Origin of the sequence: Bifidobacterium sp. FKU (assembly GCF_026016385.1) — a bacterium.
Classification (GTDB): domain Bacteria; phylum Actinomycetota; class Actinomycetes; order Actinomycetales; family Bifidobacteriaceae; genus Bifidobacterium; species Bifidobacterium infantis.
Window position 1 is genome coordinate 1,099,247 of the sequence record NZ_CP092888.1, and the last position, 19,264, is coordinate 1,118,510.

Genomic DNA, 19,264 nt, shown 5'->3' on the forward strand with positions numbered 1-19,264 from the left:
CGGCGACTGGTGACTGAGCGGATTGACGCAACGAATGCAACCGAACACATGGCAGATACGGAATCGACGGCTGGATCCGCAAAGGCCGCGGTGAGGGGAGTGGAGGAGGCGCGGCCCCAATACGTGGATTTCACGGTAGACGTTTTTCCCGGCGGGCTGCCCGCATGTCTGGAAGCGATTCTGATGGTCTCCGACCAGCCGCAGACCGCCACCGAGCTGGCCCGCATTTTGGCATTGGACCGCAACACAGTCGAAGGGGCATTGCAAGCCCTGCACGATGACTATGAGGGCGATGAATCCCGTGGCATCCGCCCGCGCGGCTTCGAACTGCGCCGCACCGCTCGTGGCTGGCAGTTCGCCAGTCGCGCCGCGTTCGAGCCGGTCGTCTCATTATTCGTCACCGACGGCCAGACTGCGAGACTCAGTCAGGCCGCACTGGAGGCGCTTGCCATCGTGGCCTATCGCCAGCCCGTCACCCGAGCCCAAGTGGCCGCGATCCGCGGTGTCAACTCCGATGGCGTGATTCGCTCGCTCACGGTACGCGGCCTTATCAAGGAAGACGGCGTGGACCCCGAATCCCGCGCGGCCCTTTTGGTCACCTCCGAATCCTTCCTCGACCAAATGGGCCTGAAGAGTCTCGACGAACTACCCTCCCTAGCGCCGTTCCTCCCACCCGTCGCCGAAATGACACAGTCGAAATCGGAAGACACGGACGTGATTTCGTAGCGATTGGGGCCCGCTACCTGACCAATATTCGTGCGCTAGACCATCCAATATGTGATTTATGGTCATTGTGACTATAAGTAGTGCTATGCTCTCAATGCAGGGAGAACAACCGGTATGGAAAGAGGCATGGCATGGGATTCGGCAATGTGTCCGAGCGCCGCAGCGCACCGCCACAGGTCGGCGTGTCAGTGGTGATTCTGGCACTCGGCCCGAAAGGCGATACCGGCAACAGTGCCGCCGATTCCGGCAACGCCGCGAACTCGGCCCATTCCCGTCTCTGGCTGCCCTTGGTCAAGCGCGTCCGTCAGCCGTTCCTGGGCTGCTGGGCATTGCCCGGCGGCGACCTGCGCTCCGACCGGTCGTTGGAACAGTCTGCCTACGCGGCCCTCGAATCGACCACAGACCTGCACCCGCGATACCTCGAACAGCTGTACACCTTTGGAGGCCCGACCCGGTCTCATGGCGGATTGCCCATGGTATCCGTCGTGTACTGGGCGCTCGTCGGCCAGACCGAGGCCGCGGGCTTCGAGGATGGTGACAACGTACGATGGTTCCCCGAAGACGAACTGCCCGAGCTGGCGTTCGACCATCGCCAGATCATCGACTACGCGCTGCTCCGCCTGCGCTCCAAAATCGAATACTCCGACGTGGCCACCCGACTGCTCGGCCCCACGTTCACCCTGCGCCAACTGCACGGCGTCTATGAGGCGATTGGCGGCGAAACCCTCGACTTGGCGAACTTCCGCCGCAAAATGCTTGCCTCGGGAGATCTTGAAGACACCGGGGAGAAGGTGCGCGAAGGCCGCCAACGACCGGCCACCGTCTACCGCTACATCCCCAAACGACTTGTCGAGAACGGTACGCCCCACGAATCCGATGGCGACGACATCGTGGAACTGTCCAGACAAGGCGAGCGTGAAGACGCTCTCGACGCGCTGATCCCATCCGCGCGCATCTGATTTTTCCCGCCGACCCGCTTCGGGCCGGCACCACAGACGTATATAGGAAAGGAACCGCTATGACCGCACTATCCACTGCGCCGTCTGTTGACGAGATCATCGCCAAGCTGGGCGCGCAAAGCACCTGCGATGCAGGACTGACCCAGGATCCATGGCATTTCGACACCACCACACCCAGCTACGGTCCCGGTGCCTCGATGCTCGACCGTCTGCCCGCCAACGCGCCGCGCCAGCAGGTGCTGCCGGACGAATACCGCAAGGCCTCCGACGAGGAACTGCAGCAGCGCATCACCGACGCCAAGCAGCGTCTTGGCTCCAAACTGTTGATTCTGGGCCACTTCTACCAGCGTGACGAGATCATCAAGCACGCCGATTTCGTGGGCGACTCCTTCCAGCTGGCCAAGAACGCCACCGAACGCCCGGACGCCGACCACATCGTGTTCTGCGGCGTGCACTTCATGGCCGAAACCGCCGACATCCTCTCCACGCCCGAACAGAGCGTGACCCTGCCCAACCTGTCCGCCGGCTGCTCGATGGCCGATATGGCCAACATCGACCAGGTCCAGGAATGCTGGGACCAGCTCGGCGAGATCTGCGGCACCCAGCCCGACTCCGATGGCTTGCAGCAGATCATCCCGGTCACCTACATGAACTCATCCGCCGCGCTGAAAGCGTTCTGCGGACGCAACGGCGGCATTGTATGCACCTCGTCCAATGCGCACGCCGTGCTGGAATGGGCGTTCGCCCGCGGCAAGCGCGTGCTGTTCTTCCCGGACCAGCACCTGGGCCGCAACACCGCCCGCGCGATGGGCATTCCGCTTAGCGAGATGCCGCTGTGGGATCCGTTCAAGGCACAGGGCGGCGCCGCCGATCCGGCCGACTACGCCCGCGCCAAGATGATTCTGTGGAAGGGCTTCTGCTCCGTGCACCAGCGTTTCACCGTCGAACAGGTCGAACGCGCCCGCAAGGCATACCCGGGCGTCAAGGTGATCGTGCACCCCGAGTGCTCGATGCAGGTGGTCGACGCCGCCGACGGCACTGGCTCCACCGCGTACATCGTCAAGGAGATCGCCAACGCACCCGCCGGATCCGCCATCGCCGTGGGCACCGAAATCAACCTGGTGAACCGTCTGGCCGCGCAGTACCCGGACAAGACCGTGTTCTGCCTGGACCCCGTGGTCTGCCCCTGCTCCACGATGTACCGCATCCACCCGGCTTACCTGGCTTGGGCTTTGGAGAACCTTGAAGCCGGCAACGTGGTCAATCGCATCACCGTGGACGAAGACACCGCCCGCGAAGCCAAGGTGGCACTGGAGCGCATGCTGCGCGTTCACCCGTGACATGCTTCTAGCTCCCCTCCCTGAGGGGAGCTGTCACCGTAGGTGACTGAGGGGGCAGATGACGCAAAAACAGAGGAAAGCAACACAATGAGCAACACCGAAATCGTCGTCGTGGGCGCAGGCGTCGCCGGACTGTCCGCGGCACTGGCCGTGGCCGGCACCGGACACGACGTGACCTTGGTAACCAAGGCCGAACTGGTGGAATCGAACACCTATCATGCGCAGGGCGGCATCGCTGCGGCCATCTTCTCCGACGACGACCCGAAGCTGCACGCCGCCGACACCATGGCCGCGGGCCACGGCCTGTGCGACCCGAAGGCCGTGGACATCCTCACCCGTGAGGGTGCGGAGCGCGTCCGCGAGTTCGCCGCGGCCGGCGTCCACTTCGACCGCGACGCGCAGGGACACATGCTGCGCGGCCTGGAAGCGGCTCATTCGCGCGCCCGCGTGGTGCATGCCGGGGGAGACGCCACCGGCAAAGTGCTCGAACTGGACGTCTCCGCCATGGTGCGCAAGAACCCGCGCATCCACATCATCGAGAACGCCTTCCTCAAAGACCTCATCGTGCGGGACGGCCACATCGCCGGCGTCCGCCTGCTGATCGACGGGCAGGACAAGGATCTGGCCGCCGACCGGGTGATCTTGGCCGCCGGTGGAGCAGGCCGTATGTACCCGTACACCACCAATCCGCCGGTCGCCACCGCGGACGGCCTCGCCGCCGCATGGCGTGCGGGCGCCCAGGTCGCCGATCTGGAGTTCTACCAGTTCCATCCCACCGCCATGGCCGTGGGCGAGCACTTCCTCGTCTCCGAAGCCGTGCGCGGCGAAGGCGCGGTGCTGCTGGACGAACACGGCCACCGGTATATGAAGGACATCGATCCGCGCGCCGAACTCGCACCGCGCGACGTCGTGGCCCGCGAGAACTTCCGCGTGATGCAGGCGCAAGGCGGCAAGCCCGTGATGCTCGACGTCTCGCCGATGACCCGCGAGAACCCCGACCTGGCCAGCTTCCTGGCCCACCGATTCCCGACCATCGACGCCTATACGCGTTCGCTTGGCTTCGACTGGAGCAAGGAGCCGATCCCGGTGGCGCCCGCCGCGCACTACTACATGGGAGGCATTCGCACCGATCTGGACGCCCGGACCTCCATCCCCGGCCTGTACGCGGCCGGCGAATGCGCCCGCACCGGTGTCATGGGCTCCAACCGCCTTGCCTCCAACTCGCTGCTCGAAGGACTTGTCTACGGACGCCGCGCCGGTCTTGCCGCCGTCGCGGACGGTGACGACGCGGTCTGGGCACCCGAACCGTTCCTGAACTCCGCCACCGGTGCCGTGTTCGACCATGCGCCGATCGCGTTGGCCGCTCCTGCCGCTACGGCTGCTGCTGACGATACCGCCGCCGACAAGGTGTGGGACCGTACCCGTATCCAGAACACCATGTGGCATGGCGTCGGCGTACTGCGCGACGAGGCCGGACTGAAAACCGCCATCGCCGAACTCGGCCAAGGCCTCGCCGCCGCAAACGCCCAGGCTGATATAAACGCCGATGGCGCTGCAAGTAGCGTTGAGGCTTTGGAGAACCGCAACATGCTCACCGTAGGCTATGTGGCCGCCACCGCCGCGCTCGCCCGCACCGAGTCGAGAGGCGCCCACGCACGCACCGACTACAGCGAGCCAGTCGACAACTGGGCCCACTCCGTCGCCTACATCAAGGACTGACCCATGCTCACATCACACATCATCCGCACCGCCGTCGAAGCGGCGCTCGCCGAAGACGCGCCCTACGGCGACATCACCTGCGAGACCACCATCCCCGCGGACGAAACCGGCTCGGCCCACCTCACCGCGCGCGAAAACGGTGTGATGAGCGGCATCGACGTGTTCGCCGCAGCCTTCGCCGCACAGAACCCGGCCGTCACCGTCACCGTCACCATCAAGGACGGTGAGCGATTCCAGCGCGGCCAGATACTCGCCACCGTGGAAGGCCCGGTACGCGACCTGCTCACCGCCGAGCGCATCGCCCTCAACTTCACCCAGCGCATGAGCGGCATCGCCACCATGACCGGCGCCTTCGTGGACGCGGTGAACGCCATCTACGGCGACGACTATGACGGACCCGTCACCCGGCCACGCCGCTACGAGCGCACCCGCATCGTCGATACGCGCAAAACCACGCCCGGCCTGCGCCCGTTCGAGAAATACGCCGTGGTCTGTGGCGGTGGCCACAACCATCGCTACGGACTGTCCGACGCGGTCATGATGAAGGACAACCATCTGGCGGCGCTCGCCGCGCGCGGCATCGACCTGGCCGGCGCGATCCGCCACGTGCGCGAACAGGTGGGCCACACCACGCATATCGAAGTGGAAGTCGACCGCCTTGACCAGATTCCCGCCGTGCTCGCCGGCGGAGCGGACACCATCATGCTGGACAATTTCTCGCTCGACGACACCCGTCGCGGCGTGGAGCTCATCGACGGCAAGGCCATCGTGGAAGCCAGCGGCAACATGAGCCTGGAGCGAGTGCCAGCCGTGGCCGCCACCGGCGTGGACGTGATCTCCGTGGGTGCGCTCACCCACTCCGTGCGTAGCATCGACCTCGGATTGGATTGGAACTAGTCATGGCCGATACCCCCAACACGTCCAGCGAAGCCGGCGAACTGTACCTGGACGCCGCCGCCACCGAACCGGTGAGCCCGGCCGTCATCGAGGCCATGACCCCATTCCTGACTGACGCCTACGCCAATCCGGCCAGTGTGCACCAGCCCGGCAAAACCGCGGCCCGTGCGCTGGACGCGGCACGCGCATCGTTCGCCGCGGCATTGGGCGCCCGGCCGGATGACGTGATCTTCACCTCAGGCGGCACCGAATCGGACAATCTGGCCATCAAAGGCATCGCCATGGCGCGCATGCGCAAACTGGGCTTGCGGCCGGTCTACGGATTCGCCGAAGCCGATGGCGAACAGCCGGCAAATTGTCGTCTGCGCATCATCATCTCCTCCATCGAGCACCCGGCCGTGGCCCAATCGGCGGCATGGCTGCACGAATGGTTCGGCTTCGAAGTCGTGCGCATTCCCGTGGATGCGCAGGCGCATCTCGATCTTGACGCGCTCGAACGCGAGCTTGACGGCGAGGCCGGCGAACGTACCACGCTGGTCTCCACCATGCTGGCCAACAACGAGGTCGGCACCGTGGAACCCGTGGAGGAACTGGTCCGCATCGCCCACGCGCACGGCGTGCCCATCCATGTGGACGCCGTACAGGCCGCCGGCCAGATTCCGATTCGTTTTCGTGACTGGGATGTGGACGCCCTGTCCGTATCCGGACACAAATTCGGCACGCCCAAAGGTCTGGGCGCACTGCTGGTACGCGGCCGCACGCCCATCGAACCGGTGCTGTCCGGCGGAGGGCAGGAACGGGGCCTGCGCTCCGGCACACAGAACGTGGCCGGTGCCGTGGCGCTCGCCATCGGACTTAATGAATCGAATGCGCGCATGCAGGCGCAGTACCGTGAATTGGTCGCGTCCCGAGACATGCTCATCGATGCGGTTCGCCGGGTCGTGCCCCGCGCCGACCTGACCGGCGACCCCGTGCGCCGTCTGCCCGGTCACGCCTCCTTCGTCTTTCCCGGCGTCACCGGCGAGGCGCTGCTGGTCGATCTGGACGCGCGCGGCATCGCAGCCTCCTCCGGTTCGGCCTGCGCCATCGGACGCCACGAGATTCCTGCCACGTTGCTGGCGATGGGCCTCGAACCGTCCGTCGCCAAATCGGCATTGCGCATGACGTTCCGCAGGCCATTGGCCCGCGAGCAGATCGAACGGGTCAGCCTGGCCCTCGAAGAGTCCTATGCCGCCCTGACCCGGCGTTGACCCGGCACCGTCGGTCCGGCCCGGACGATCCGCGGGGGGGGGGCGCTCGCCGCGTGGTCAAGCCGTGCAAGTATCATCGTGACGGTTTGTGTGCAGGTATACATAACACCTCAGAGTAGATACTCAAGTACTCGAGAACGCAAGTACCGAACGATTACGCAAAAGAATCAGCATTAAGAGAGGTTTCGATGGCGGTTCGTGGAGATATCCGTAATGTGGCGATTGTGGCTCACGTCGATCACGGCAAGACCACCCTGGTCAATGCCATGCTTCAGCAGTCGCACGTGTTTTCCGAGCGTGAGGAAGTGCCGGATCGTGTAATGGATTCCAACGATCTGGAACGCGAGAAGGGTATCACCATTCTCGCCAAGAACACGGCCGTGGAATACGCCGGTCCGCTGGCCGCCAAGTACGGCCACCCGGAGGGCATCACCCTCAACATCATCGACACCCCCGGCCACGCCGATTTCGGCGGCGAGGTCGAGCGCGGCATCTCCATGGTCGACGGCGTCGTGCTGCTCGTGGATGCCTCCGAAGGCCCGCTGCCGCAGACCCGCTTCGTGCTGCGCAAGGCCCTCGAAGCCAAGCTGCCGGTCATCCTGTGCGTGAACAAGGTCGACCGCCCCGACGCCCGTATCGAAGAGGTCGTCGGCGAAACCTCCGACCTGCTGCTCGGCCTGGCCGACGATGTGCAGCACGAGGGCATCGACCTGAACCTTGACCAGCTGCTTGAAATGCCGGTCATCTACTGCGCCGCCAAGGCCGGCTACGCCTCCGTGAACCAGCCCGCCGACGGTGGCCTGCCGGACAACGACAACCTCGAGCCGCTGTTCGAAGCCATCATCTCCACCATTCCGGCCCCCGAATACGAGGAAGGCGCCCCGCTGCAGGCTCACGTGGCCAACATCGACTCCTCCGACTTCCTCGGCCGACTCGGTCTGGTCCGTATCTACAACGGCACCCTTGAGAAAGGCAAGACCTACGGCCTGTCCCGTGTGGACGGCTCCCTCGAGAACTTCCGCGTCTCCGAACTGCTGCGCACCCAGGGTCTTGATCGTATCCCGGTCGAGTCCGCAGGCCCCGGTGACATCGTGGCCGTCGCCGGCGTCAACGACATCATGATCGGCGAGACCATCGTCGACCCCAACGATCCGAAGCCGCTGCCGCTCATCCATGTGGACGATCCGGCCATCTCCATGACCTTCGGCACCAACGACTCCCCGCTGGCCGGCACCGAGGGCAAGGACCACAAGCTCACCGCCCGCATGATCAAGGACCGTCTGGACCGCGAGCTCATCGGCAACGTCTCCATCAAGGTATTGCCCACCGACCGCCCCGACGCCTGGGAGGTCCAGGGCCGTGGCGAGCTGGCGCTGGCCGTGCTCGCCGAGCAGATGCGTCGCGAAGGCTACGAGCTGACCGTCGGCCGCCCGCAGGTGGTCACCAAGAAGATCGACGGCGTGGTCAACGAGCCGATGGAAAACACCACCATCGACGTGCCGGAAGAGTACATGGGCACCGTCACCCAGCTCATGGCCGACCGCAAGGGACGCATGGATGGCATGACCAACCACGGCTCCGGTTGGGTCCGCCTGCAGTTCACCGTGCCGTCCCGTGGTCTGATCGGCTTCCGCACTGCTCTGCTGTCCGCCACTCGCGGCACCGGCATTTCCTCCTCCATCTCCGCTGGCTATGCTCCGTGGGCTGGTGCCATCACCATTCGTCAGAACGGTTCCATGGTTTCCGATCGTCAGGGTGTGGCCACTCCGTATGCCATGCAGCGTCTGCAGGCCCGTGGCAACTTCTTCGTCGAACCGCAGTCCCCGGTGTACGAGGGTCAGGTCGTGGGCGTGAACAACAAGCCCGACGAGCTGGATGTGAACATCACGCTGGCCAAGCACATGACCAACATGCGTTCCTCCACCGCTGACGTGCTCGAAACCCTGACCCCGCCGATCAAGATGAGCCTTGAGGAGTCCCTGGACTTCGCCAACGAGGACGAGTGCGTGGAAGTCACCCCGGAGTCCATCCGCGTGCGCAAGATCATCCTCGGCCGTGAGGACTGGTACAAGTGGCGCGCCAAGCAGCGCCGCCAGAACGCCGCCCAGCAGGGTAAGTGATTCCGAATTGCCCCCCCGCTGGCGGGGGGCTGTCGGCGGAGCCGACTGGGGTGGTCACTGTAAACCACCCTCCCAGTCTCACTTCGTTCGACAGCCCCGCCAGCGGGGGCATGTCTATATCTATACTGAAACGCATGACTGTGAAGAGCAATACCGATTTGCGTCCGTGGTCGCATCGTCAGAACGTGCTGGTCAAAGTATTGATCACGATTGCGGCGGGCGTGGCGTCTGCCTTTGTGGGCACGTTCGCCCATCGTATGGGGGCTGAATTGAACATTCCATACGGATTGGTTCTTGCGTTCCTGATTATTGGCCTGTCGACATGGTGTGCCCGCTCACGCATGGGCGTGGTTGGTCTGGCTTTGCATCTCATCGCATCTTCCCTGACTGTCTGGGGCATGGCCGTGACCACCACCTCAGGCAAGGCGCTGATTGTCGCCGGATTCCAAGGCGAGATGCCGTTCTTCGCCCAGCATGCCGGATACATCTGGCTCTACGGCCTGATTCTCGTCCAAGTGATCCTGCTCGTCCTTCCCGCACGTTGGTTCAGCGTTATGCCGAAGCAATCCCGATAGAGACCATCGCTGAGCAAAAGCGCAGCCATCGCCCTCAAACCCGCTACCATAGAACCTTATGGCACGCATGAAACTGTTCTATTTGGGCCCGGAGGGCACATTCACCCATCAGGCGGCAATGACGGCCGCCAATCGGTTCGCACCGCTCGGGGACTTTGACCTCGTTGCTCTACCGGATGTACCTGCCATCATGCAAGCCGTCGAATCGCGTCAGGGTTGGGGCGTGATCGCTTGGGAAAACAACGTCGAAGGGTATGTGGTGCCCAACCTCGATGCCCTGATTGATGCCACTGATGTAGCGGGTTTTGCCCGTGTCAGTGTGGATGTGGCCTTTAATGCTTTCACGGTGCGAGGTCACGGCATTTATGATTGCACCGGCGGCATCGTCAGCGCTCACGCCCATGGTCTGGCGCAATGCAAACGATTCATCGCCGAACATCATCTCAAGCCCGAGCCCTCATCGTCCAATGCCGCTGCCTGCCGCGATTTGCAGCCCGGCCAAGTGGCGCTCGGTCCCAGCATCTGTGGTGAGTTGTACAACCTGGATACCCTTGCCGAACATGTGCAGGATTTCGAGGGAGCCCGCACTGAATTCCTTGTCATTGCTCCGCGAGATGTGGTTCAGGATCTCAATGCCCGCGCGCATCGCAATAATGCCGACGATTTTGAAACCATCATCACATTCATTCCGCTGGTCACAGGTCCTGGTGTATTGGCCGATCTGCTTGATGTGCTGCGTGACGCAGGACTGAATATGACCAGCTTCATTTCCCGCCCCATAAAGGGGAACGATGGCACTTATAGTTTCATCGCCACGCTTGATGCCGCGCCGCGGGAGCCCAAGTTTCATGCCGTGCTCGAAGAAATTGCCGAACATGGTGATTGGGCTAAGACTCTGGCTGTATACCCACGTCGTGAACGTCCCAGCCCGCCGGTTGATGCATGGATGTTGCCCGAAGGTGGTGTCCATGTCGATGCTGAGCATCCGTCAGAAGGCTGGCAACACACCGAAGAGGCCAGGAGGGAATTGTTGTGGTAAATACAGTCGGAATCATTGGACTGGGACTGATTGGCGGTTCCCTTGCCCGGCGCCTGGCCGAGCGGGGCATACGTGTAGTCGCATGGAACCATCGCCCGCATCCTTATGCTCAAGCCGAGGCAGATGGCATATTCTGCAAAAGCACATTGGCTGAGCTCATGGATGCTGAGCCGGATGTGGTCGTGTTGTGCAATCCGCTGAAAGCCATGCCTGCAATGCTTGACTCGTTGGCTCCTCTTATGGTCGAACATCCGCGTACCACCATCACTGATGTGGGCTCGGTCAAAAGCATGGTTCGCGAGCAGGTCGAAGCCGCCGGATTGGGGGAGTGCTATGTGGGTGCCCACCCGATGGCCGGCAACGAATTGTCCGGTTGGCAGGCTGCAGACCCGCATCTGTACGATGATGCACTATGGGCGGTGACCGTTGATAGTGCCACGAATTATCAACGATTCCTTGACGTGGCCGCTTTGATTACCAAAGGTGTTGGCAACCGTCTCATCGTGCTGGACGATGAGACGCACGACAAAGCTGCGGCAATGATCTCCCATATGCCACACGTGGTATCCACCGCGTTGATCAACGAACTGTCTGCCTACCCCGATCGCAATATTGCGGCCGCATTGGCCGCTGGCTGCTGGAGGGATATGACCCGTGTGGCTCTGACCGACCCTAATCGCACGCGTGCGATGGTCGAGGAGGATGCGTTGAATGTCGAAGCGTTGCTTCGCCGTATGGCCAAGCGTCTGACTGATATGGCCGACCAATTGCATGACGGCGACGAAACCGACGTGATTCGGTTCTTTGCTGAAGGCAACCCGTTCCGCCAGTACAAGTCCGCACTCACACATGCGAGTGACGGTGCAGCCGAGAGCTTGCCGGAACGCGAGCTTACCGTTCCTGAATCCGGTTGGCAGCAGACCTTGCTGTTTTCCGCGCGCAGAGGTGAAGCCATCATCGGCTTCGTCAACCCGCGTCAGGCGATTATTCAGCTGCGCCCTGCCATGTAGTCAATACCGTTGCTCACAGGTACGACGAGTACAGTGGAATGCGTATCGAAGTTGATATATCGGGAACGGCAAGGGGATGATGATTATGACGTTGCCCAGGCAAATTCCAACAGGCGCGCGAGTGGTGGTGCGTGTTACCGAGGGCGTGGATCCCACTGACCATCGTATGAAATTCCGCGATTACGTGGGTCATGTGGTCTCATGGGACGGCTACACGTTGGAACTGGTGCGTGACGCCGCGGCCAACGGCTCTCGTCCAGCACAAAACGTGACGATTCATCAGGAGCAAATCGCCACATTGAAGCCGATACCGGAGCGTCCGGTCACGCCTCCGAGACCGTAACGACTGCTTAGCGACAGAAATTCAGGAAATAAGTGGCTTCGCCCTGAAATACTGTCACTGACAGTAACTCAGTGACAGAAATTCAGGAAATAAACGGTTTCACCCTAAAATCCTGTTGCTGACTGCGATTCAGCGACAGAAGTTCAGGACGAAAGGGGTTATTCCCTGAATATCTGTCGCTGGGCGAGATGAATGATGACGAGATCATTGGGTTACTCCGAGATATCAGTGAATATTGCGAAGTGACAGCAGTTACTCCGAGGCAACAGCATCCAGAACCGGCTGCTTGAGCGCGCGAGAGGCAGGCGAGACGGAGGCGATGAGACCCACCAGAATCGAGAGCACGAGGAACACTCCGAGCTGATCCCACGGAATGCTGAGCACACTCAGACCGTCGGCCTCGTACACCGCGCGAATCACAGCGCCTGCCGCGACGCCGACCACCATGCCCATCACCGTGCCGAACACGGCGATCATGGCCGCTTCGATGCCCAACATGCCTCGCACCTGGCCACGCGACGTGCCGATGGCCCTCAACAGACCGATTTCCTTGGTGCGCTCGGACACGGATAACGCCAACGTGTTCACAATGCCGAAAATCGCAATCACAATGGACAATGCCAACAGCGCATAAAGCACCAACAGAATCTGATCGACCATCGAGCCCATCGTGGACTTGTATTCGTCGCGGTTCATCACCGAAATCACGTAGTACGGCTTGACCGCCTTCTTGATGCGCTGCTCCAACTTGTCGAGATTCTCGCCCGGCTTGGCCACCAGATACATCTGCATGGTGAACATCGTCTGCTTGGTTCCCAGCTGGTCGCCCAAATCATCATTGACGAACACGCACGAACGGTATACCGAATTCGAGATGATCGCACCGACTTTGAGCTTCTTGATTACCGTGACCTGCTTGGTTTTCACCAACGTTGCCGGATCCACGTTTTGAGCCTGCTGCGTGACTTGTTGAATCTCATCGGATTTGGCCTGCGCTCCCGCCGCATCGCCAGCCAATGCCAGCTTCTGCGCCTCTTCGGTCAACGATTGAATTTGAGCCTGAACCTGTGTCTGATAGTCGGCCTGTGCCTGGGCGGTGGCCTCCTCATCTACCGTCGTGTTCTCGGTGGACACCTTTACGGTGTCGCCGACTTTCCATCCTTGATCGTCGGCGATGTCTTCGCCGACCACCAGTTCGCCGCCACGCAATGCTTTATTCGCGTCACCTGCAATGATTTCGGGCGCGAACACGTCAGTGAACAGGGAATCCTGAGCCGCGAACGTCATGCCCTTGACCTGCTTGCCGTCATACTTCGCACCGAAAATCATTCGATTTGAAGACACGGACTTCAGCCCATCTACACCTTTAATCGCTTCGACGGCATTGTCGGGAATCTGGCCGGATGCCGCGGACGATATGGAGAAATCAGCCTTTAATCCAGTGTCGACGATGTCATTCACCGAGGCCTTGGCCGAGGTGGCCACCACGCTCAGGCAGGAGACGATTGCCACGCCCACGAATAGGGCCGCCGCCGTGTTCGAGGTGCGGCGCTTCTGTTGGGAGAGATTACGAGTGGCGAGCCGGCCCGTTACCTGGAACACATGCGCCGGAATCCAGCCCAAAACCGCGCCGGCAGGGGAGACCCAAGCCGGGCCCGCCACAATAACGCCAATGACGATAAGCGCCGCGCCCACGCCAAGCGGCCAGCCGGTGCCGGTCCAGGAAGCGAAGTCGTTGAGCCAGCCGATTAGCGTCGGATCGCCGTCCGCCAGTGTGATGCGGCAGGTCCAGGCCCAGGTCAGTGCGCCCACCACAATCATCGTGGTGCCGATGATGCCGCGAGTCAATACCGGCTTTTCCGGGTTCACGGTCTCGTTCATTGCCTGAATGGGCGGGGCCATTGCGGCACGACTGGCCGGCAACGCCGCGCCGATCAGCGTGACGATCAGGCCTACCGCGAGACCAACCAGCATGTCCGAGACGCTCGGATTCGAGGATCCGGTCATCGGCGTGCCCATCTGACCCATCATCGCGACGATGCCTTTGACCATGCCCCAGCCGAGCCCGATACCGATGCCGGAACCGACCACACCGAGCACAATCGCCTGCACGATCACCGTGGTGAACACTTGGGCGGGGGAGGCTCCTATTGATCGCAGCACTGCGTAGCCGCGCATTGATTCGCGCACGATCATCGAGAACGTGTTCGCGATGATGAACGAGCCCACGAACAGGGCAATTACCGCGAAAATAAGAATCAATGGCTGAACGAAGCCCAGTGCCTCCTGCGCGGATTGGGTCGACTCGTCGCGCAGCTGGTTGCCGGTGATGGCATGTGCTTTGGAGCCGGCAGGCAACGCCTTATTGATACGGTCGGCGAGTTCCTGCTGCGCCTGCTCGTCCAGCGGGGTTTTGAGGTTACCGTAGATATCGATCTGGTCGGTCTTATCCGGGTCGTCGCTTTGCTGGGTGGCGTACGTCTTGGCCAAAGATGGTGGAATATCGATGATGATGGCACCGGCAAGCGAGGAATCCAGATCGAAGATACCGGTTACCGTTACGTCTTTCGGCCCGTCCGGGTAGACGACTTTGGTTTTGTCTCCAACCTTCAGATTCGCCTTCTCGGCGGCAAAGGAATGCAAGGCGATTTCGTCGTCCGAGGTGGGGCATGTGCCCGAAGTGAATGTGGCGGAACGCCATGGCACATCCTTGCCAAAGCCCACGGCCAATGTCGGCGCTCCCATGGTGGATACGGCCGCGCCGTCCTTACCGACCAGCACCGTGCCGGACACGGAATACACGACTTCCGCGCTTTTCACGCCCTTGACGTCGCCGATGGTCGAGGCCAGATCGACGTTGATGGTGTTATAGGTTTTCGAGGAAGACGAGGCGGCCATCAGGCCGGAGGAGTCGGATTTGACTTCTTTTGAGCCGCGAACATATACGTCATGGTCGGCGCTGGTGCCCATCATGTCGGAGACCTGGTTGTTCATCATTTCACGGAAACAGAACGAGCCGACCACAAAGCTCACGCCTAGTGCGATGGCGATGATGGACATGACGAATCGCCCGAAATGCGCGCGGGCGTCGCGCAATCCGATTTTGATCATGCTTGTGCCACCTTGCCGGCCTCATCCGCACCGTCATCGGCAAAGACCTCAAGAATCTGCTCATAGGTAGGGTGGTCGAGATCCTGCGTAATATGGCCATCGGCCAAAACCAGCACGCGGTCAGCGTAGGAGGCGGCGCGCGGATCATGCGTCACCATCACAATGGACTGGCCATATTCGGTCACGGACTGCTTCAGGAAGCCCAATACCTCACGTGAAGAACGAGAATCGAGGTTACCGGTGGGCTCATCGGCGAAAATCACGGACGGGCGGGCCATCATCGCACGGGCGCAGGCCACGCGCTGCTGCTGTCCGCCGGACAGCTGGCTTGGCCGGTGGGTGAGTCGCTTCTCCAGCCCGACCACCTTGACCACCTGCTTGAACCAATCGCGGTCAATCGGCTTCTTCGCAATTTGCAAAGGCAGCAGGATGTTCTCTTCAGCGCAGAGCGTGGGTACCAGATTGAACGACTGGAAGATGAATCCTATCTGCGCACGTCTCAAGTCGGTGAGCTGCTTCTGGCCCATCGAAGACACTTCGAGGCCTTCGACAAACACCTTGCCGGAAGTCGGTTGGTCGAGTCCCGCCATGCAATGCATCAGCGTGGACTTGCCTGAGCCGGACGGGCCCATGATTGCGGTCATCTGGCCGCGCTGGAATTCCACGTTCACATGATCCAGCGCCACTACCTGGCTGTCGGCGTCACCGTAGGTTTTCGTCAGATCTACGGCCCGCGCCACCACATGGTCGTGCTGTTCCTCGGCCTGTTCGATGCTTTGTGCGACGCCTTTTGCGCTGTGCCGTGCCATACTGCCCCAATCATCATGGAAGTTCGTTTCTTTGCGGCCAATACGGTTTCGTTCCCTGAGTCAAGGCCGGTTGGCGTTGTCACGGCAAAGGGGATACCCGTGTATGGGGCCGCTCTGTGCCTATAGTTTATCTGACAGTATGCTCACAAGACTCGACAGAGGAGCGATAAGTATGCGGTTTAGCAGTGACGTCGACTCCTTTATTTCCTATCTGAGAGCTAATCGTGGGCTATCCGCTAATACGCTAAAAGCGTATCGTTGCGACATTGAGGCTTGTCTCCACCTATTCGAGTTGCGTGGTGTGGTCAGCCTGAACGAAATCACGCTGAATGATCTGCGTAGTTGGATGGCAACGGAATCGCACAATCACGCCAGAAGCAGTATGGCCCGCAAAACCGTAGCGGTACGAGGTTTCTTCGCTTGGGGCTATGAGCATGGCGTGGTTGGTGTCAATCCGGCCGCCACATTAATGACCCCCTCGATTCCTAACACCTTGCCGACTGTACTTACTGAATCGCAGGCCGAGCAGCTTCTTGATTGTGGTGAGCATAGTGAGGCCCTGCAACGGAAGAATCGTGATATCTCCAATGACTTCTCGGCTGATGGTCCTCATTCCGCTCGTGGGCGGAGCGCGGATCGGGCGAGGGAAATCGCAGAACGCCAGCGGGATGTGGCGATTCTCGAATTGCTGTATGCCACCGGCATCCGCGTGGCCGAATTGGTTTCTTTGGATATTCGTGATGTCGACTTTTCCAATCGCACCGTCAGAGTGACCGGTAAAGGCAACAAGCAACGGGTGGTTCCGTTTGGATTGCCTGCGGAGCAGGCATTGCAGGACTGGATCGATTATGGACGGCCAGCGCTGGCTCGTTTGGCGATTGAAAAAGCCGTCCCCCCGAACGGTTTTTTTTCAGACGAGGGAGCCTTGTTCCTCGGTATGCGTGGTAAACGGCTGAACCAGCGTGTGGCGCGTGAAATCGTGCATAAGGCCGCACGTGAAGCGGGCGTTCCGGACATCAGCCCGCATGCCTTGCGCCATTCGGCAGCCACGCACATGTTGGATGGGGGAGCTGATTTGAGGGAAGTGCAGGAGATGCTTGGGCATTCCTCCTTGAAAACCACACAACGCTATACGCACGTGTCCATCGAGCAGCTCAAAAACCGTTACGGTCAGGCATTCCCCCGAGCATGACCACTATGTGGACGATGGTTAACAAACTTAGCAAAGGCTGAACATAGCCGGTAAATGGACCATGATTTTACATAGGCGTAACAAAAAAGCAACTGGTTGTCTCCCAAGTGCGCAAAAATGTCAGGCAATCAGCAACGGGTTGGATTGTTCGAGACATCGTGAGATGCAAGTCTCACGGGTGACGGGGAATCCAGTCCCGTTCGCATGAGGCGGGGCTGAGACGTCCTGCAACCTAATGAATAGGAGAAATCATATGAAGAAGAAAGCTCTTGCTTTCGCTGCCATGGCCTGCTCCGTGGCCATGCTGCTGAGCGCCTGCGGCGGCTCCAACAGCAACGCTGCCTCCGGTGACACCGCTGGCTCCAACATCATCACTGCGTACAACTCCGAACCGCAGAACCCGCTGATCCCGGGCAACACCAACGAAACCGGCGGCGGCAAGCCGGTCGACCTGCTGTTCTCCCGTCTGGTCTCCTTCGACAAGGACGGCAAGGCTTCCAACGAAGTGGCCGAGTCCATCACCCCGAACGATGACGCCACCCAGTACACCATCAAGATCAAGTCTGGCTGGAAGTTCACCGACGGCACTCCGGTGACCGCTGAGTCCTTCACCAAGGCCTGGTCCTACGTGGCCAACGCCAAGAACGCCCAGAAGTGCTCCTCCTTCTTCTCCGCCATCGCCGGCTATGACGATCTGCAGAAGGATGGCCTCAAGGGTGACGAGCAGCTCTCCGGCCTCAAGGTCGTGGACGACACCACCTTCACCGTCGACCTGAACCAGTCCGACTCCGTGTTCCCGATTAAGGTCGGCTACTCGGCCTTCGCCCCGCTGCCTGAGTCCTTCTACAAGGACCCGAAGGCCTTCGGCGAGGCTCCTGTGGGCAACGGCCCGTACAAGTTCTCCAAGTGGGACCACAACAAGGAAATCGCCCTCGTCAAGAACCCTGACTACAAGGGCAACGAGGACGTCAAGAACGATGGCGTGACCTTCAAGGTCTACACCGACGACTCCGCCGCCTACCGCGACATTCAGGCCGGCAACCTCGACGTGATGGAGTCCGTCCCGGCCGCCTTCACCAAGACCTTCAAGACCGACAAGAAGGTCCAGGCTTACTCCGAGGCCGGCTCCGTCATCCAGACCTTCACCATCCCGTCCTCCCTTGACCACTTCAAGAACGACGAGGAAGGCCAGCTGCGTCGCCAGGCCATCTCCATGGCCCTCAACCGCAAGCAGCTCATCGACAAGGTGCTGAACGGCAACGCCACCGCCGCCACCGAGTTCACCTCCCCGAAGACCCCGGGCTACTCCGACTCCCTCAAGGGTGCCGACAACCTGAAGTTCAACGCCTCCAAGGCCAAGGAACTGTGGGCCAAGGCTGACGCCATCTCCAAGTACGACGGCCAGCTCACCTTCTCCTACAACGCCGATGGTGGTGCCAAGCCGCTTTACGACGCCGTCGTGAACCAGCTCAAGAACAACTTGGGCATCGACGCGGCCACCAACCCGATCCCGACCTTCCAGGAATTCCGTGACGCGGTCACCAACCGTCAGATGAAGGGTGCCTTCCGTACCGGCTGGCAGCCTGACTACCCGTCCGCCGAGAACTACCTGTGGCAGCTGTACTCCACCGCTGCTGCTGATGGTAACGGCTCCAACGATGGTGACTACAAGAACCCGGCCTTCGATGACCTGTGCAAGCAGGCTGCTGCCGCTTCCAGCACTGATGACGCCAACAAGCTGTACCAGCAGGCTGAGGAAATCCTCCTCAACGACCTTCCGGCCATCCCGCTGTACTACTCCAACGCCTCCGGTGTGGCTTCCCTCAACGTGAAGTCCGGCTACGCCTTCGATTGGCAGAACCTCCCGACCTACACCGAGATGTCCAAGAAGTGAGTCTGACTCACTGAACGGATACCGTTAGGTAGTTCGGAAATAAAGGGCGAGGATCGCAAGATCCCCGCCCTTTTTGTTGTGTGAGGGGTGCTTGCTCACGCCATCGGGAACCAAGTTAAAGTATCCACTATCCGACCGCAACCATGGGCATATCCACCAACATTGCCCAATCTCAAACCTTGCGTTAACGCAAATTTACATATCACAGTCCGGGCATGCGGTAAACTGTCGGAGTATTTATCGACCGGCGGGGGCGTACTATACCCTTTCTGGCCGGTCA

General features: G+C 61.0%; 15 protein-coding genes. 13 read left to right on the forward strand and 2 right to left on the reverse strand.

Annotated features, from left to right (window positions below; translation table 11 throughout):
* Nucleotides 1-9 precede the first annotated feature (9 nt).
* From scpB to MMB48_RS04880, 11 genes are all read left to right on the forward strand, one after another.
* The gene (gene scpB, locus MMB48_RS04830; RefSeq protein ID WP_032745241.1) at nt 10-726 is read left to right on the forward strand and encodes an SMC-Scp complex subunit ScpB; all 717 of its coding nucleotides are present in this window, start codon (nt 10-12) and stop codon (nt 724-726) included.
* 131 nt (nt 727-857) lie between these two features.
* Nucleotides 858-1,685: an NUDIX hydrolase gene (locus MMB48_RS04835; RefSeq protein ID WP_012577276.1), complete on the forward strand. Its 828-nt coding sequence runs from the start codon at nt 858-860 to the stop codon at nt 1,683-1,685.
* A gap of 59 nt (nt 1,686-1,744) precedes the next feature.
* Nucleotides 1,745-3,025, forward strand: a complete 1,281-nt coding sequence (nadA, locus tag MMB48_RS04840) for a quinolinate synthase NadA (RefSeq protein WP_010080872.1) — start codon at nt 1,745-1,747, stop codon at nt 3,023-3,025.
* An 87-nt stretch (nt 3,026-3,112) separates the two neighbouring features.
* Nucleotides 3,113-4,744, forward strand: coding sequence for an L-aspartate oxidase (gene nadB / locus MMB48_RS04845; protein WP_032745239.1), 1,632 nt, complete (start codon nt 3,113-3,115; stop codon nt 4,742-4,744).
* 3 nt (nt 4,745-4,747) lie between these two features.
* On the forward strand, nt 4,748-5,641 hold the full coding sequence (gene nadC / locus MMB48_RS04850) for a carboxylating nicotinate-nucleotide diphosphorylase (protein ID WP_032745237.1): 894 nt from the start codon (nt 4,748-4,750) through the stop codon (nt 5,639-5,641).
* 2 nt (nt 5,642-5,643) lie between these two features.
* Entirely contained in the window at nt 5,644-6,891 is a 1,248-nt protein-coding gene (locus MMB48_RS04855; RefSeq protein ID WP_032745235.1) for a cysteine desulfurase family protein, read from the forward strand.
* 188 nt (nt 6,892-7,079) lie between these two features.
* Nucleotides 7,080-9,011, forward strand: a complete 1,932-nt coding sequence (gene typA / locus MMB48_RS04860; protein WP_013140911.1) for a translational GTPase TypA — start codon at nt 7,080-7,082, stop codon at nt 9,009-9,011.
* A 134-nt stretch (nt 9,012-9,145) separates the two neighbouring features.
* Nucleotides 9,146-9,586 (forward strand): alcohol dehydrogenase, encoded by a 441-nt coding sequence (locus tag MMB48_RS04865; RefSeq protein WP_014483627.1) that lies wholly within the window; start codon nt 9,146-9,148, stop codon nt 9,584-9,586.
* Between the two features lie 58 nt (nt 9,587-9,644).
* The gene (locus MMB48_RS04870) at nt 9,645-10,625 is read left to right on the forward strand and encodes a prephenate dehydratase (protein WP_016462761.1); all 981 of its coding nucleotides are present in this window, start codon (nt 9,645-9,647) and stop codon (nt 10,623-10,625) included.
* On the forward strand, nt 10,619-11,635 hold the full coding sequence (locus MMB48_RS04875; RefSeq protein WP_032745233.1) for a prephenate dehydrogenase: 1,017 nt from the start codon (nt 10,619-10,621) through the stop codon (nt 11,633-11,635). The genes MMB48_RS04870 and MMB48_RS04875 overlap by 7 nt, the downstream gene beginning before the upstream one ends.
* Before the next feature lie 85 nt (nt 11,636-11,720).
* Nucleotides 11,721-11,978, forward strand: coding sequence for a DUF6725 family protein (locus MMB48_RS04880; protein WP_015438932.1), 258 nt, complete (start codon nt 11,721-11,723; stop codon nt 11,976-11,978).
* Nucleotides 11,979-12,230: 252 nt separating this feature from the next.
* On the opposite strand, the gene MMB48_RS04885 is transcribed toward MMB48_RS04880, so the two are convergent.
* Together MMB48_RS04885 and MMB48_RS04890 are read right to left on the reverse strand one after the other, a co-directional pair.
* Entirely contained in the window at nt 12,231-15,089 is a 2,859-nt protein-coding gene (locus MMB48_RS04885; protein ID WP_032745231.1) for an ABC transporter permease, read from the reverse strand.
* Nucleotides 15,086-15,898 (reverse strand): ABC transporter ATP-binding protein, encoded by an 813-nt coding sequence (locus tag MMB48_RS04890; RefSeq protein WP_021649180.1) that lies wholly within the window; start codon nt 15,896-15,898, stop codon nt 15,086-15,088. The genes MMB48_RS04885 and MMB48_RS04890 overlap by 4 nt, the downstream gene beginning before the upstream one ends.
* Before the next feature lie 172 nt (nt 15,899-16,070).
* On the opposite strand from MMB48_RS04890, the gene MMB48_RS04895 reads away from it, so the two are divergent.
* Nucleotides 16,071-17,090: a tyrosine recombinase XerC gene (locus tag MMB48_RS04895; RefSeq protein WP_032745229.1), complete on the forward strand. Its 1,020-nt coding sequence runs from the start codon at nt 16,071-16,073 to the stop codon at nt 17,088-17,090.
* 253 nt (nt 17,091-17,343) lie between these two features.
* Complete coding sequence (locus MMB48_RS04900; RefSeq protein ID WP_032745228.1) at nt 17,344-18,984, forward strand: peptide ABC transporter substrate-binding protein; 1,641 nt, start codon at nt 17,344-17,346, stop codon at nt 18,982-18,984.
* Nucleotides 18,985-19,264: the final 280 nt, after the last annotated feature.